11 protein-coding genes are annotated in these 14,666 nt (G+C 64.7%); 10 read left to right on the top strand and 1 reads right to left on the bottom strand.

What is annotated here, in order from left to right; genetic code table 11:
• Positions 1 to 8: 8 nt before the first annotated feature.
• The 4 genes from LR961_RS08015 to LR961_RS08000 all read left to right on the top strand — a co-directional run bounded on the left by LR961_RS08015 (position 9) and on the right by LR961_RS08000 (position 2,661).
• Positions 9 to 839 (top strand): DUF4097 family beta strand repeat-containing protein, encoded by an 831-nt coding sequence (locus tag LR961_RS08015; protein ID WP_232147967.1) that lies wholly within the window; start codon positions 9 to 11, stop codon positions 837 to 839.
• Between the two features lie 36 nt (positions 840 to 875).
• A complete protein-coding gene (locus LR961_RS08010; protein ID WP_232147965.1) occupies positions 876 to 1,532 on the top strand; it encodes a hypothetical protein in 657 nt (218 codons plus the stop codon).
• Between the two features lie 29 nt (positions 1,533 to 1,561).
• Entirely contained in the window at positions 1,562 to 2,149 is a 588-nt protein-coding gene (locus tag LR961_RS08005) for a DUF2884 family protein (RefSeq protein WP_232147963.1), read from the top strand.
• A 71-nt stretch (positions 2,150 to 2,220) separates the two neighbouring features.
• Complete coding sequence (locus tag LR961_RS08000) at positions 2,221 to 2,661, top strand: hypothetical protein (RefSeq protein ID WP_232147961.1); 441 nt, start codon at positions 2,221 to 2,223, stop codon at positions 2,659 to 2,661.
• Between the two features lie 317 nt (positions 2,662 to 2,978).
• On the opposite strand, the gene LR961_RS07995 is transcribed toward LR961_RS08000, so the two are convergent.
• Entirely contained in the window at positions 2,979 to 4,391 is a 1,413-nt protein-coding gene (locus tag LR961_RS07995; protein ID WP_232147959.1) for a class II fumarate hydratase, read from the bottom strand.
• Between the two features lie 205 nt (positions 4,392 to 4,596).
• Between LR961_RS07995 and purB the strand changes: the two genes are divergently transcribed.
• The 6 genes from purB to lpdA all read left to right on the top strand — a co-directional run bounded on the left by purB (position 4,597) and on the right by lpdA (position 14,636).
• Positions 4,597 to 5,979: an adenylosuccinate lyase gene (gene purB / locus LR961_RS07990; RefSeq protein ID WP_232147957.1), complete on the top strand. Its 1,383-nt coding sequence runs from the start codon at positions 4,597 to 4,599 to the stop codon at positions 5,977 to 5,979.
• Positions 5,980 to 6,461: 482 nt separating this feature from the next.
• Complete coding sequence (locus LR961_RS07985; RefSeq protein WP_232147955.1) at positions 6,462 to 7,919, top strand: cupin domain-containing protein; 1,458 nt, start codon at positions 6,462 to 6,464, stop codon at positions 7,917 to 7,919.
• The gene (locus LR961_RS07980; protein ID WP_232147953.1) at positions 7,916 to 8,821 is read left to right on the top strand and encodes a GNAT family N-acetyltransferase; all 906 of its coding nucleotides are present in this window, start codon (positions 7,916 to 7,918) and stop codon (positions 8,819 to 8,821) included. Before LR961_RS07985 ends, LR961_RS07980 begins: the two co-directional genes overlap by 4 nt.
• 180 nt (positions 8,822 to 9,001) lie before the next feature.
• Positions 9,002 to 11,827 (top strand): 2-oxoglutarate dehydrogenase E1 component, encoded by a 2,826-nt coding sequence (locus LR961_RS07975; RefSeq protein WP_232147951.1) that lies wholly within the window; start codon positions 9,002 to 9,004, stop codon positions 11,825 to 11,827.
• A gap of 42 nt (positions 11,828 to 11,869) precedes the next feature.
• Positions 11,870 to 13,075, top strand: coding sequence for a dihydrolipoyllysine-residue succinyltransferase (gene sucB, locus LR961_RS07970; RefSeq protein WP_232147949.1), 1,206 nt, complete (start codon positions 11,870 to 11,872; stop codon positions 13,073 to 13,075).
• A gap of 127 nt (positions 13,076 to 13,202) precedes the next feature.
• Positions 13,203 to 14,636: a dihydrolipoyl dehydrogenase gene (gene lpdA, locus LR961_RS07965; protein WP_232147947.1), complete on the top strand. Its 1,434-nt coding sequence runs from the start codon at positions 13,203 to 13,205 to the stop codon at positions 14,634 to 14,636.
• The last annotated feature ends 30 nt before the right edge of the window (positions 14,637 to 14,666 follow it).

The following is a 14,666-nucleotide window of genomic DNA, read 5'->3' as shown; positions in this document are numbered from 1 at the left end:
GAAACAAGATGAACCTCAAGCCTCTCCTGATTGCCCTCACGCTGCTGCCGGGCGCTGCATTCGCCGCCGAAGAACATTGCAAGTTCAGTCAGCCGCAGTCGCTGGAGTTGAACCTTGCCGGCGCCAAGGCCGTCGTGTTCGAAGTGAACAGCCATGACCTGCGCCTGCAGGCCAGCCCTGGCGCCAAGGCCGCCCTTGGCGGGCGCGCCTGCGCTTCCAGCCAGGACCTGCTGAGCCAAGTGTCTGTTTCCCAGCAGAAGGTCGCCGACAAGCTGGTGGTCACGCTCGAACGCAAGAACCAGGTCATGAACATCAACTTCGGCGGCGACAACTACGCCTACCTCGACCTGACCGGCACGTTGCCGGACAACATCCTGGTGCAGCTGAAAGTCGGCTCCGGTGATGCAAGCCTGAGCGGCGCCCAATCAATGAGTGCCGATGTTGGTTCCGGCGACGTAAGCGCCGAGAACATCAAGGGGCTGGTCACTGCGGCGGTCAACTCCGGCGACCTGAAACTGCGTGACGTCGGCTCGCTGTACCTGCTGTCGCTGGGCTCCGGCGATGTCCAGGCCAACGGTGTGCGCGGGCAGGCACGGGTCGGCAGGGTGGGCTCCGGCGACCTGGAACTGCATGACGTGCAGGGCGCGGTGAGCCTGGAAAGCATCGGTTCCGGCGACGTGGACCTGCGCGATGTGCGCGGTGCGGTCACGCTGGGCAGCATCGGCTCGGGCGATCTGGATGTACGCAATGCTGCCAGCCTCACCGTGCAGCGCGTTGGCAGCGGCGCGGTCAAGCATTCCGGTATCACCGGCGCGGTCGCCCTGCCCGAAAAACGCTGACGCGCCATTCTTGACTGATCTGCAAGGGAAACTGCCATGAACAAGATCAAGAACCCGCTCATCGCACTGCTGCTGTGCCTGCCTCTGGCCGCCCAGGCCAGCGTCCAATCGGAGGACGTCAGCGCGGAGATCAAGCGGGAGATGGCCAGCAGCCGTGCCGAGGTAAGCGCGGAGATGGCCAAGGCCCGCACCGAACTGGAACGCGAGGACCTGTCGCTGGGCAATGGACTTTCGTTCGGCAAGCGCTCACGCAATGGGCATGCCGACCGCACACTGCCCGCCGCGCAGATCACTCCGGCCGGCGACTTGATCATCGATGGCGAGACGGTCGCGGTCACGGCCCAGCAGCGGCGCATGCTGCTGGACTACCGGGGCAAGGTGCTCGGCCTGGCCAAGGCCGGCATCGATGCCGGCGAGAAGGCGGCGATGGCTGCACTGGAGGCCACCGACGTGTCGTTGTTCAGCCTGGTCGTCGGCGGCCTCACTGGCGGCCTTGAGCGTCGTATCGAGAAGACGGTCAAGCAGCATATCGAGCCGATGGTGACGCAGATCTGCCAGCGCTTGCCCGAAGTACTGGCGTCGCAGCAGGCGCTGGCTGCCAGCCTTCCGCAGTTCCGGCCTTATGCCGACCTTGAGCAGGATGACGTGGAAAGCTGCGACAGCGAGCTCCGCCACGACATCGCACTGCGCTGAGCCCACATTCAATGAAAGGAGTCCCCGCAATGAACCTGCGTACACCGCTGCTGACCGCCCTGCTCTGCCTGCCGTTGATCGCCTGCGGCGACCGTCCCTCGGCCGATGCTCCGGCCGGCGAAACCACGCTGGGCCAGAAGGTCCGCGAAGCCACCAACGAAGCACGCAAGCAACTGGCCGAAGGCAACATCAGCGTGTCCAGCGACAGCGGCGCCAAGGTGGAGATTTCGCCCAAGGGTGACCTGCTGATCAACGACGTAGCGGTCACACTGGACGACAAGCAGCGCGCATTGCTAATGCAGTACCGCGGTCAGGTGGTGGCGGTGGCCGAAGCCGGCATCGAGATTGGGGTGCAGGGCGCCAACCTCGGCGCACGTGCGGCAGGTGAGGCGATCAAGGGCATCCTCTCCGGCAATACCGACAAGATCGAAGACCGGGTCAACGCCGAAGCCGAGCAGATCAAGGCCAGCGCGGCCAAGCTCTGCGACCAGCTGCCGGCGATGCTGGCTACCCAGCAACAGCTGGCTGCGGCCGTCCCCGAGTTCAAGCCTTACGCGACGATGGACCAGAGCGACATCGATGATTGTCGTGACAACGGCAACATGAAACTCCCCTGATCGGGTGCAGCGGGGTTGCCTGGCGGGGGCGGTAGAATGCCGCCTCCGTCGTTTTATGTGCGTATGCCGTCATGAAGAAACTGCTGCTGCTCGTTATGGTCGCCTTCGCGATGCTGGCTGCTGGTTGCGATCGAGAGAAGTACGCTTCTCATAGGGTTGAACGCAGCAAGCCGAAGATGGAAGTCGGTACCGACCGCGTTGCCATCCGCCGCGCGCCCTATCCGAACCTGGACATCCTCCCCGATGGCCGCCTGCGCGTGGACGACATCGAGATTCCGCTGGACGAAACCCAGCGCGCGATGTTGCAGACCAGCTTCGTCAAACTGCAGATCCTGCGCCAGAACACCCTGACCGATGCGGCCAGCGCCGCGCCGGCCACCGGCACCCGCGAACGCACGGTGCCGATCAAGGTTCCGGCCGGCCAGCAAGTGTTCCCGGCCGACCTTGCCGAGCGCATTCCCGAGTTCAAGGAATACAACGAAGCGTTGGCCAATCCGCGCGCGTTGCGCTGATCGGGATTTGAATTTGGGGTGGTGCAACGGGGCCCGCTGGTGCCTGTCCTTTCCCCGCTTGCGGGGGAAGGTGCCCGAAGGGCGGATGGGGGCTTTGAATTGGCGCGGTGCTTTCAGCAAGGCACAAAGCGCAGGAACGCTCTCCCCCGGTGCTGCGCCCCCTTCTCCCGCAGACGGGAGAAGGGAAACGCGAAGAGCGAACTCCCGCAGACGGGAGAAGGCGAACGCGAGGAGCGAATCGCCGCCGGCACTTCGCCTTCCGCCATCCCGCAGCAAGAGACAGGAGCAGCGCCCAGCCGGCCTGCTCCGTCACCCGATCAATGATCGTGGATGCCACCCAGCGTCAGCGCCGCCGGGTCCAGCAGGCGCTTCAGTTCCACCTCCGACAAACCACTGTCTTCCAGCGCCACTTCCAGCACTGGGCGCTGTTCCTTGTAGGCACGCTTGGCGATCGCTGCGGCCTTCTCGTAACCGATGATCGGGTTCAGTGCGGTCACCAGGATCGGGTTGCGGGCCAGCGCCTCACGCACGCGGTCCTGCTTGACCACCAAACCGACGAACACCTTGTCGGCCAGCAGGTTCATCACGCTGGACAGCAGCTGGATCGAATCCAGCAGGTTGGCAGCGATCAGCGGCAAGGTCACGTTCAACTGGAAGTTGCCGGTCTGCCCGGCCACGGTGATCGCGACGTGATGCCCGATCACCTGCGCGGCGGCCATCACGGTCGCTTCCGGGATCACCGGATTGACCTTGCCCGGCATGATCGAACTGCCCGGCTGCAACGCCGGCAGCTCCACCTCGCCCAACCCGGCCAGCGGCCCGGAGTTCATCCAGCGCAGGTCGTTGGCGATCTTGATCAACGCCACCGCCAACGCATTGAGCTGGCCTGACAACTCCACCGCATCATCCTGTGCGGCCAGACCTTCGAACTTGTTCTCGGCACTGTCGAACTTCACGCCCGTCGAAGCCGACAGCACCTTGGCCACCTTGCCGCCGAAGCGCGGGTCGGCGTTGATGCCGGTGCCGATCGCGGTGCCACCCAGCGGCAGCCGGCGCAGACGCTTGAGCGCATCCTCGATACGGGCCTGCGCCGATTCCAGCTGTGCCGACCACGCACCGAACTCCTGGGCGAAGGTCAGCGGCATCGCGTCCATCAGGTGGGTGCGCCCGGTCTTGACCACTTTGCCCAGCGTGCGTGCGCGCTTGTCGATGGTCTTGCGCAGGTGCTTGAGCGCCGGCAGCAGCGCTTCCACCGTGGCCAGCTGTGCCGAAACACGGATGGCGGTGGGAATCACATCATTGGAGCTCTGCCCCAGATTGACGTGATCGTTAGGGTGAACCGCCGTCTTGCCGGCCTTGCCGCCCTGGTTGGCCAAGGTCGCGATGACCTCGTTGGCATTCATGTTGGACGAGGTGCCCGAACCGGTCTGGTAGACGTCGATCGGGAAATGGGCGTCGTGCGCCCCGCTGGCCACCTCGCCCGCGGCAGCCTGGATGGCTTTGCCCACGCCCTTGGGCAGCAGGCCCAGGCCGGCATTGACCTCGGCGGCGGCACCCTTGATCAGCCCCAGCGCACGGATGAACTCGCGTGGCATGCGCTGCCCGGACACCGGGAAGTTCTCGACCGCGCGCTGGGTCTGCGCGCCCCACAGGGCCTCGGCGGGCACCTGCAACTCGCCCATGCTGTCGTGTTCGGTCCGGAACGCTTTGTTGTTGGAACCCTTGCTCATCTGCTCGACTCCGCACTTCGTTTCGTTGGGGAAAGGGAAGCTGCGGCTGGCATTGGGCAGGCTTCCCTGGCTGGCGGCTGCCCACAAGATACCCCGAGGGCCATGGGAAGGCATCAGCGCCGACCGGGATTCACCGGTGCACGGGCCGAGCGTTGCCGGGCAGCGTAGAATGTGCGCCCCCGCCACTGCCCCATTGCCCGCCGACATGACGGATACCTCCCGCACAGAAGCCGCCCTGCTCGCCCTGTCCCCGCTTGATGGCCGCTATGCCAGCAAGGTTGACGCGCTGCGCCCGATCTTCTCCGAGTACGGCCTGATCAAGGCCCGCGTGAAGGTGGAAATCGAATGGCTGCTGGCACTGGCCGCCGAGCCGGGCATTGCCGAACTGGCCGACTTCAGCCCCGCAGGCAAGGCCAAGCTGCGCGCACTGGCCGAAGGTTTCTCGGTCGGCAACGCCGCCCGCGTCAAGGAAATCGAGCGCACCACCAACCACGACGTCAAGGCCGTGGAGTACTTCATCAAGGAGCAGCTCAAGGACGATGCCGAGCTGGCCCCGGCGCTGGAGTTCGTGCATTTCGCCTGCACCAGCGAGGACATCAACAACCTGTCCTACGGCCTGATGCTGGCTGAAGCGCGCAGCCAGGTGCTGCTGCCGACCTACGCCGGCATTGCCGCTTCGCTGCGCAAGCTGGCCCATGAGCAGGCCGAACAGCCGATGCTCTCGCGCACCCACGGCCAGACCGCTTCGCCGACCACCCTGGGCAAGGAACTGGCCAACGTGGTGGCCCGCCTGGAACGCCAGATCCGCCAGATCGGCGCGGTCGAGCTGACCGGCAAGATCAACGGCGCCGTCGGCAACTACAACGCCCACGTCGTGTCCTATCCGGCAGTGGACTGGCCTGCCTTCGCCGAGCGTTTCGTGACCTCGCTGGGCCTGGTATTCAACCCGTACACCACGCAGATCGAGCCGCACGACAACGTCGCCGAGATCGGCGATGCCGCCCGTCGCGCCAACACCATCCTGGTCGACCTGGCCCGTGACATCTGGGGCTACATCTCGCTGGGCTACTTCAAGCAGAAGCTCAAGGAAGGCGAAGTCGGCTCCTCGACCATGCCGCACAAGGTCAATCCGATCGATTTCGAAAATGCCGAAGGCAACTTCGGCATCGCCAACGCCCTGTTCGAGCATTTCAGCGCCAAGTTGCCGATCAGCCGCTGGCAGCGCGACCTCACCGACTCCACCGTGCTGCGCGCCGTGGGCACCGCCTTCGGTCACAGCCAGGTCGGCCTGGAATCGCTGGCCAAGGGCCTGGGCAAGCTGACCGTTAACCCGGAGCGTCTCAACGCCGACCTGGATGCAGCCTGGGAAGTGCTGGCCGAAGCCGTGCAGACGGTGATGCGCCGTCACGGCCTGCCGAATCCGTACGAGCAGCTCAAGGCACTGACCCGCGGCCACGGCATCACCGCCGATTCGATGCGCGAGTTCATTGAAACGCTGGAGCTGCCGGCCGATGCCAAGCAGCGCCTGCGTGAACTGACCCCGGGTGGTTATGTTGGTCTGGCGGCAGGATTGGCCAAGGCCATCTGAGCTCGGCCTCATTGCAGCACCCCAGAAGAGCCGGCATTGCCGGCTCTTCTGCTTTTGAAAGGCTGCCCTCACCCCAACCCCTCTCCCGCAGGCGGGAGAGGGGCTAAAGCATGAGAAGCCCGCGCATTCCCTGGGCGGTTGCTTAGACGTGGCGGCGGGGCTGACCAAGGCCATCTACGTTCCGCTTCAATGCAGCACCCAGAAGAGCCGGTATTGCCGGCTTTTCTGCATTTGAAAGGCAGCCCTCACCCCAGCCCCTCTTCCGGCGGCGGGCGGGGCTGATGCACTGATAGCCCACGCAATCCGGGCCCCTCTCTCGTTTACGGGAGAGGGTTGGGGTGAGGGGAAGCTTTGCGCCCCCAGCCGCCCACCAATTGATCCAGATCATCCATCCGCCGTGCGGTTTTCACCGAACAAGGGGACAATAGCCGGCGATACGCGCCCCGGCGCCAGCTTTCCGTCTCCGTTGCAAGGACTCCCCCATGGCCGCACGCAAGCAAAAGACCTATCCGATCGAAGTCCAGGCCAAGCCCGGCCTGCCGCTGGGCATGGCCCCGGCCACCTTCCTGCGCGACTACTGGCAGAAGCGCCCGCTTCTGATCCGCGCCGCATTCCCCAACTTCGAAACCCCGGTGATGCCGGAAGACCTCGCCGGCCTGGCCTGCGAGGAAGGCGCACTGGCCCGCATCGTCAGCCACGACCGCGCCACCGACGGCTGGACCCTGCGTACCGGCCCGTTCCAGGAAGAAGATTTCCCCGGCATGCCCGACCACGACTGGACCCTGCTGGTGCAGGACGTGGACAAGTGGGACCCGGACGTTCGCGCACTGACCTCCTACTTCAGCTTCCTGCCGCGCTGGCGCATGGACGACGTGATGATCAGCTTTGCGGCCACCGGCGGCTCGGTTGGCGCTCACGTTGATCAGTACGACGTGTTCCTGCTGCAGGCCTACGGCCACCGCCGCTGGCAGATCGACGCCAGCGAATCCACCAAGGGCAAGCGCCCGCCGCTGGATTTCCGCCCCGACGTTGAACTCAAGCTGCTCAAGAAGTTCAAGCCGAGCCATGACTGGGTGCTGGGCCCGGGCGACATGCTGTACCTGCCACCGAACGTGCCGCACAACGGCGTGGCCGAAGATCCGTGCCTGACCTTCTCCTTTGGCATGCGTGCGCCGTCCTCGGCCGAACTGATCAGCGACTACCTGGACGACCTGGTGGCCTGCGCCAGTGAGGACGTCCGCTACAAGGACCCGGACCTGAAGCTGCCGGAAGACCCCAACGAGATCGACGAAGCCGCGATGGGCCGTGTGGTCCAGGCGCTCAACGCCCTGCGCATGAACGACCCGGACCAACTGGGCAACTGGTTTGGCCGTTTCATCACCACCTACCGTGCGGCCGGCGACATCATGCCTTCGCAGCAACCGCCGGCACCGGAAGAAGTGGAAGCCGAACTGGCACGCGGCGGCCTGCTCGAGCGCCACCCGTGGGCGCGCCTGGCCTGGCGTCGCGCCAGCAAGGGCGCCAGCCTGTACTGCTCCGGGCTGGTCTTCACCCTGCCGGTCAAGGACGCCCAGCGCCTGGCAGGTGCCGAGCATATTGAAGCGGCCACCTTCCACAAGCTGTCGGCCAAGGGCCGCGCCGCGCTGCTGGAACTGCTGGCCGGTGGCCATTTCCAGCTGCTGGATGTGGAAACCCTGGCCGAAGCCCGGGCCGCTGCATTCGAAGACGAGGACTTCGACGGCGAAGACTTCAACGATGAGGCCATCGACGAGGATGGTGATGCACCGGAACTGGAAATCGAAGTGTTCGAATACGCCCAGGCTGGCGAAGGCGAACCGTCCAGCGCCAACATCGACACCGTGAAGGTGAGTGATGAAGGCGTCGAGGTGGTGGTGATCTGCGAAGACGAAAGCGACGAGGCGGAAACCCCGTCCGCATGAGCCAGGCATCGGACTTCAACGTCCTGATCGTCGATTACGCGGTGCAGCACCTGCTGCTGCACCGCGTGCGCAACGCCGTGTTCGTGGACGAGCAGAAGGTGCCGGCCGAACTGGAGATCGACGAACTCGATCCCCTCAGCCAACACGCACTGGCACTGGACGCCACCGGCAACCCGATCGGCGCCGGCCGGCTCACACCGGACAAACGCATCGGCCGCATGGCCGTGCTGGCGAGCTGGCGCGGGCGCGGTGTGGGCGAAGTCCTGCTGCAGGCGCTGCTCGAACAGGCTGGGCGAATGGGCTATGGCGAAGTCAGCCTGCACGCCCAACTGCATGCACGCGACTTCTACGCGCGCAATGGTTTCCTGCCCGAAGGCGTTGAATTCGAGGAGGCCGGCATTGCCCACCAGACCATGCGCCAGCGTCTGGACGGCCCGATGCGTGTGCAGGACCGGGACCAGGCCTGTGCGGCCACGGCTGCCGTGATCCACCGCGCGCGGCGCCTGCTGCAACTGCAGCTGCGCGGTGACAGCGTGTTGTTCGCACAACCACAGGTTCTGGAGGCTTTACGCCGTTTCGCCACTGCCCGCCACGACAAGCAGGTGCAGATACTGCTGCACGAAGCCGACCTCCCCGCCCTGCCCGCGCCACTGCAGGCATTGATCCAGCGCCTGCCCAGTGTGTTCCAACTGCGTGAGCCGGTGGACCCGGAAGATTGCCAGGTGACCTCGGCCGCGATCGGCAACGACCAGGGCGACTGCTACTTTCGTCCAATAGGCGCTCGCATCGAAGGCGAACTGGCATTGCACCCTGCCGCGCAGGCACAGCGACAGGAGCAGCTTTTCCAGCGCATCTGGCAACGTTCACGCCATTGCAATGCACTCCGTGCGCTGGGTATTTGACGTTATCTGCACAATCGGACAACTACCGGACATACATTAATACTAGGGACAGTGTGCACGCCCCTTCCTGTCCCGTGAGGGGTATAATTCGGCAGTTAGATCACGCCCGCGCGGCGTCCTGCGACTCAGGCTCCGCCGGTTCCCAAAGCCATACCCCACAAGCGAATCCGACCCTCCATCGTGGACAATCTACTGAAGCAGTTTGCGCAGACTTCGCAACTCGCCGGCGGCAACGCCTCCTATGTCGAGGACCTGTACGAGCAGTACCTCGTCTCTCCGGACAGTGTGGACCCCAAGTGGAAGTCCTACTTTGACGGTTTCAAGGGCCGCGAGGCTGGCGACGTCCCGCATTCGGCCGCCATCGCCCATATCACCGAGGCTGCAAAAAACGCAGGCAACGTAGGCGGCGGCACTGGCGACGAGCGCGAGCGCAACGTCGGCCGTCTGATCACTGCCTACCGTTCGCGCGGTCACCTCGGCGCCAATCTCGATCCGCTGGGCCTGACCCCGCCCATCAATCCGCCGGACCTGGGCCTGCCCTTCCATCAACTGACCGATGCCGACCTCAACGATGAGTTCAGCACCGGCGGCGTGGGCGGTCAGCCGCGGATGAAGCTGCGCGACCTGCTGGCTCGCCTGAAGGCGACTTATACCGGCTCGATCGGCGCAGAATTCATGTACATCGCCGAAGTCGAGCAGCGCCAGTGGCTGTACAAGCGACTGGAGCAGGCAGGCGGCAACTACAACCTCGACGCTGACACCAAGCGCCGTACGCTGGAACGCCTGACCGCTGCCGAAGGCCTTGAGCGTTACCTGCACACCAAGTACGTCGGCCAGAAGCGCTTCTCGCTGGAAGGCGGCGACTCGCTGATCCCGATGATGGACACCATCATCCGCGGCGCTGGCGCCGAAGGCGTCAAGGACGTGGTGATCGGCATGGCCCACCGCGGCCGTCTGAACGTGCTGGTCAACACCCTGGGCAAGAACCCGCGCAAGCTGTTCGACGAGTTCGAAGGCAAGTTCGAGCACGACGACCGCGCCGTTGCCGGTGACGTGAAGTACCACATGGGCTTCTCGGCCGACGTCGCCAGCGATGGCGGCCCGGTGCACCTGGCCCTGGCGTTCAACCCGTCGCACCTGGAAATCGCCGACCCGGTGGTTGCCGGCTCGGTGCGTTCGCGCCAGGAACGCCGCAACGACACCGATCGCAAGCAGGTCATGCCGATCCTGATCCACGGCGATGCGGCATTTGCCGGTCAGGGCGTGGTGATGGAGCTGTTCCAGATGTCGCAGGCCCGCGGTTTCACCGTCGGCGGCACCGTGCACATCGTCATCAACAACCAGGTGGGCTTCACCACCTCCAACCGCGACGACTCGCGCTCGACCCTGTACTGCACCGACATCGCCAAGATGGTCGCTGCCCCGGTCCTGCACGTGAACGGCGACGACCCGGAAGCGGTGGTGTTTGCGGCCAAGCTGGCCTATGACTTCCGCCAGCAGTTCCACAAGGACGTCGTGATCGACCTGATCTGCTACCGCCGCTGGGGTCACAACGAGGCCGACGAACCGGCCATCACCCAGCCGCTGATGTACCAGGTGATCCGCAAGCACAAGACCACCCGCGAGCTCTACGCAGAGCAGCTGGAAGCCGCTGGCGTGATCGCCGCCGGCGCCGGCAAGGAAATGGTCGACGCCTACCGCAACAAGCTGGATTCGGGCGAAGTCACCACCGAGCTGGCCGTCGTCGAGAAGACCCCGGCTACCAGCAAGATGTACGTGGATTGGCCGAAGTACCTGTCCGGCAAGCTGTCCGACCCGGTCAGCACCAAGGTCGAGATGGGCAAGCTGACGCAGCTGGCCACGCTGATCAACACCATTCCGGAAGGCGTGGAAGTGCACTCGCGTGTGGCCAAGGTCTATGAAGACCGCCGCAAGATGGCTGCCGGTGAAATCGGCGGCGACTGGGGCTTTGCCGAGAATCTGGCCTACGCCACCCTGCTGGACGAAGGCAATGGCCTGCGTCTGGTCGGCCAGGACGTTGGTCGCGGCACCTTCACCCATCGCCACGCGATCCTGCACGACCAGAAGACCGACAACTACTACCTGCCGCTGCGCCAGCTGGTGCAGTCGCCGGAGCAGGCCACCATCATCGATTCGCTGCTCAGCGAAGAAGCCGTGATGGCCTTCGAGTACGGCTTCTCGACCACCGATCCCAACACCCTGTGCATCTGGGAAGGCCAGTTCGGCGACTTCGCCAACGGCGCCCAGGTGGTGATCGATCAGTTCATCGCCTCCGGCGAAGCAAAGTGGGGCCGCATCTCCGGCCTGACCCTGCTGCTGCCGCACGGTTATGAAGGTCAGGGTCCGGAACACAGCTCGGCGCGCCTGGAGCGCTTCCTGCAGCTGTGCGCGCTGGAGAACATGCTGGTCTGCGTGCCGTCCACCCCGGCGCAGGCGTTCCACATGCTGCGTCGCCAGATGCGCATGGACACCCGCAAGCCGCTGGTCGTCATGTCGCCCAAGTCGCTGCTGCGCCACAAGCTGGCCGTATCGACCATGGACGAACTGGCCAACGGTGAGTTCCAGCACCTGATCGGCGATGCCAATGCCGATGCCAAGAAGGTCAAGCGCGTGGTGCTGTGCTCGGGCAAGGTCTACTACGACCTGCTGGAAGACCAGACCAAGCGCGGCCAGGACGACGTCGCCATCGTGCGTGTGGAACAGCTGTATCCGTTCCCGCGTCCGGCACTGGCCGCCGAACTGAAGAAGTACGGCAAGGCCACCGACGTGGTGTGGTGCCAGGAAGAACCGATGAACCAGGGTGCGTGGTATCAGATCCGCCACCACCTGCAGGCCTGCCTGGGTACCGCCCAGAACCTGCATTACGCTGGTCGTCCGCGTTCTCCGTCGCCGGCGGTGGGCCACATGGCCGACCACCTGCGCGAACTGCAGCAGCTGCTCGCCGATGCGCTGGTCAACAGCATCGACGACAACTACGCCGAATAAGCCCTCCCTTTACCCAAGAATCTGCAACCAGGAATTCAACACATGGCCACCGAAGTCAAAGTACCGGTACTGCCCGAATCCGTCTCCGACGCCACCATCGCCTCCTGGCACAAGAAGGCTGGCGAAGCCGTCAAGCGTGACGAGAACCTGCTCGACCTGGAAACCGACAAGGTCGTGCTGGAAGTACCGGCACCGGTTGATGGCGTGCTGAAGGAAATCAAGTTCCAGGAAGGCGACACCGTTACTTCCAACCAGATCCTGGCCATCATCGAGGAAGGCGCGGTTGCCGCCGCACCGGCTCCGGCCGCTACCGAGGCACCGAAGGCTGCAGCTCCGGCTGCCGCTGCCGCCGCTCCGGTTGCCGCTGCTGCTCCGGCACCGGCAGCCAAGTCCGGCTCCGACAGCCTGCCCCCGGGCGCCCGTTTCTCGGCCATCACCGAAGGCGTGAACCCGGCTGACGTGGCCGGCACCGGCCGTCACGGCGCGGTGACCAAGGAAGACATCGTCAACTTCGCCCGCAACGGTGGTGTCGGCAAGGCCGGTGGCGCACGTCCGGAAGAACGCGTGCCGATGACCCGCATGCGCAAGCGCATCGCCGAGCGCCTGATGCAGTCGAAGAACTCGACCGCCATGCTGACCACCTTCAACGAGGTCAACCTGTCCAAGGTGTCGGCCGCGCGCAAGGAACTGCAGGAAGAGTTCGTCAAGGCCCACGGCATCAAGCTGGGCTTCATGAGCTTCTTCGTGAAGGCCGCCGCCAACGCACTGCAGCGCTTCCCGCTGGTCAATGCCTCGATCGATGGTGACGACATCATCTATCACGGCTACTCGGACATCTCGATCGCCGTGTCCACCGAAAAGGGTCTGGTGACCCCGGTGCTGCGCAACGTCGAGCGCATGTCCTTCGCCGACATCGAGAAGGCCATCGCCGACTACGCCAAGAAGGCCCGTGACGGCAAGCTGTCGCTGGAAGAACTGCAGGGCGGCACCTTCACCGTGACCAACGGCGGCACCTTCGGCTCGCTGATGTCGACCCCGATCGTCAACCCGCCGCAGAGCGCCATCCTGGGCATGCACGCGATCAAGGACCGTCCGATCGCCGAGAACGGCCAGGTCGTGATCGCGCCGATGATGTACCTGGCCATGTCCTATGACCACCGCATCATCGACGGCAAGGATTCGGTGCAGTTCCTGGTGGACATCAAGAACCAGCTGGAAAACCCGGGCCGCATGCTGTTCGGTCTGTAATAGGCCTGCAGCCCCTCTCCCTCCGGGAGAGGGGTTGGGGTGAGGGCAAGCCTCACCCGCACCCTCATCCGGCGCTTCGCGCCACCTTCTCCCGACGGGAGAAGGGATAGGAAACAAGGAATCTCAAATGGCTGAACAATTCGACGTCGTCGTCATCGGTGCCGGTCCGGCCGGCTACCACGCTGCCATCCGTGCCGCACAGCTGGGCCTGAAGACCGCCTGCATCGACGCAGCGCTGGGCAAGGACGGCAAGCCGGCTCTGGGCGGCACCTGCCTGCGCGTGGGCTGCATTCCGTCCAAGGCGCTGCTGGACTCCTCGCGCCAGTACTGGAACATGGGCCACATCTTCGACCAGCACGGCATCAGCTTCTCCAATGCCAAGATGGACGTGGAAAAGATGGTTTCCCGCAAGGATGCCATCGTCAAGCAGTTCACCGGCGGCATCGGTCAGCTGTTCAAGGCCAACAAGGTCACCGCCTACTACGGCTTCGGCCAGCTCAAGGCCGGCAACATCGTCACCGTCAAGCAGCATGACGGCAGCGAAGTCGAGCTGAAGGGCACCAACGTCATCATCGCCGCCGGCTCGGATTCGATCGAACTGCCGTTCGCCAAGTTCGACGGCGACGCCATCGTCGACAACGTCGGCGCACTGGACTTCACCGAAGTGCCCAAGCGCCTGGCCGTCATCGGCGCCGGCGTGATCGGCCTGGAACTGGGCAGCGTGTGGAAGCGCCTGGGTTCGGAAGTCGTCATCCTTGAAGCACTGCCGGAGTTCCTGGCCGCCGCCGACGCCGAAGTGGCCAAGGTTGCTGCTCGCGAATTCAAGAAGCAGGGCCTGGACATCAAGCTCGGCGCCAAGGTCTCCAAGACCGAAATCACCGGCAAGAAGACCAAGGAAGTGGTTGTCACCTACACCGACGGTGAAGGCGAAAAGACCCTGACCGTGGACAAGCTGCTGGTGGCCGTTGGCCGTCGCGCCGCCACCAAGGGCCTGCTGGCCGAAGGCACCGGCGTCAAGGTCAACGAGCGTGGCCAGATCGAAGTGGACGAGCATTGCCACACCGGCGTCGATGGCGTCTGGGCGGTCGGCGACTGCGTGCGCGGCCCGATGCTGGCACACAAGGGCTTCGAGGAAGGCATCGCGGTTGCCGAACTGATCGCTGGCCTGCCGGGCCACGTCAACTTCGACACCATTCCGTGGGTCATCTACACCGAGCCGGAACTGGCATGGGTCGGCAAGACCGAAGCCCAGCTCAAGGCCGAAGGCATTCCGTACAAGGCTGGCAGCTTCCCGTTCGCCGCCAACGGCCGTGCCGTTGCGATGATCGAGCCGGCTGGCTTCGTCAAGGTGCTGGCACACGCTGAAACCGATCGCGTGCTGGGCATGCACCTGGTGGGCGCCAACGTGTCCGAGCTGGTGCACGAAGGCGTGCTGACCATGGAGTTCAGCGGTTCGGCTGACGATCTGGCCCGCATCTGCCACGCTCATCCGTCGCTGTCCGAAGCAATTCACGACGCGGCAATGGCGGTTGGCAAGCGCGCCATCCACAAGGCCAACTAAGCTCCACGGCCTGTGACCTGAAGGCTCCGC

The sequence above is a fragment of the Stenotrophomonas sp. SY1 genome, from assembly GCF_021202945.1.
Taxonomy (GTDB): Bacteria; Pseudomonadota; Gammaproteobacteria; order Xanthomonadales; family Xanthomonadaceae; genus Stenotrophomonas.
The sequence above is the reverse complement of the archived record's forward strand: the minus strand, read 5'-3'. Positions and strand labels throughout refer to the sequence as shown.

Coding starts and splice junctions, on each gene's coding strand:
- LR961_RS08015 (WP_232147967.1), top strand. CDS start 9: ATGAACCTCAAGCCTCTCCTGATTGCCCTCACGCTGCTGCCGGGCGCT.
- LR961_RS08010 (WP_232147965.1), top strand. CDS start 876: ATGAACAAGATCAAGAACCCGCTCATCGCACTGCTGCTGTGCCTGCCT.
- LR961_RS08005 (WP_232147963.1), top strand. CDS start 1,562: ATGAACCTGCGTACACCGCTGCTGACCGCCCTGCTCTGCCTGCCGTTG.
- LR961_RS08000 (WP_232147961.1), top strand. CDS start 2,221: ATGAAGAAACTGCTGCTGCTCGTTATGGTCGCCTTCGCGATGCTGGCT.
- LR961_RS07995 (WP_232147959.1), bottom strand. CDS start 4,391: ATGAGCAAGGGTTCCAACAACAAAGCGTTCCGGACCGAACACGACAGC.
- purB (WP_232147957.1), top strand. CDS start 4,597: ATGACGGATACCTCCCGCACAGAAGCCGCCCTGCTCGCCCTGTCCCCG.
- LR961_RS07985 (WP_232147955.1), top strand. CDS start 6,462: ATGGCCGCACGCAAGCAAAAGACCTATCCGATCGAAGTCCAGGCCAAG.
- LR961_RS07980 (WP_232147953.1), top strand. CDS start 7,916: ATGAGCCAGGCATCGGACTTCAACGTCCTGATCGTCGATTACGCGGTG.
- sucB (WP_232147949.1), top strand. CDS start 11,870: ATGGCCACCGAAGTCAAAGTACCGGTACTGCCCGAATCCGTCTCCGAC.
- lpdA (WP_232147947.1), top strand. CDS start 13,203: ATGGCTGAACAATTCGACGTCGTCGTCATCGGTGCCGGTCCGGCCGGC.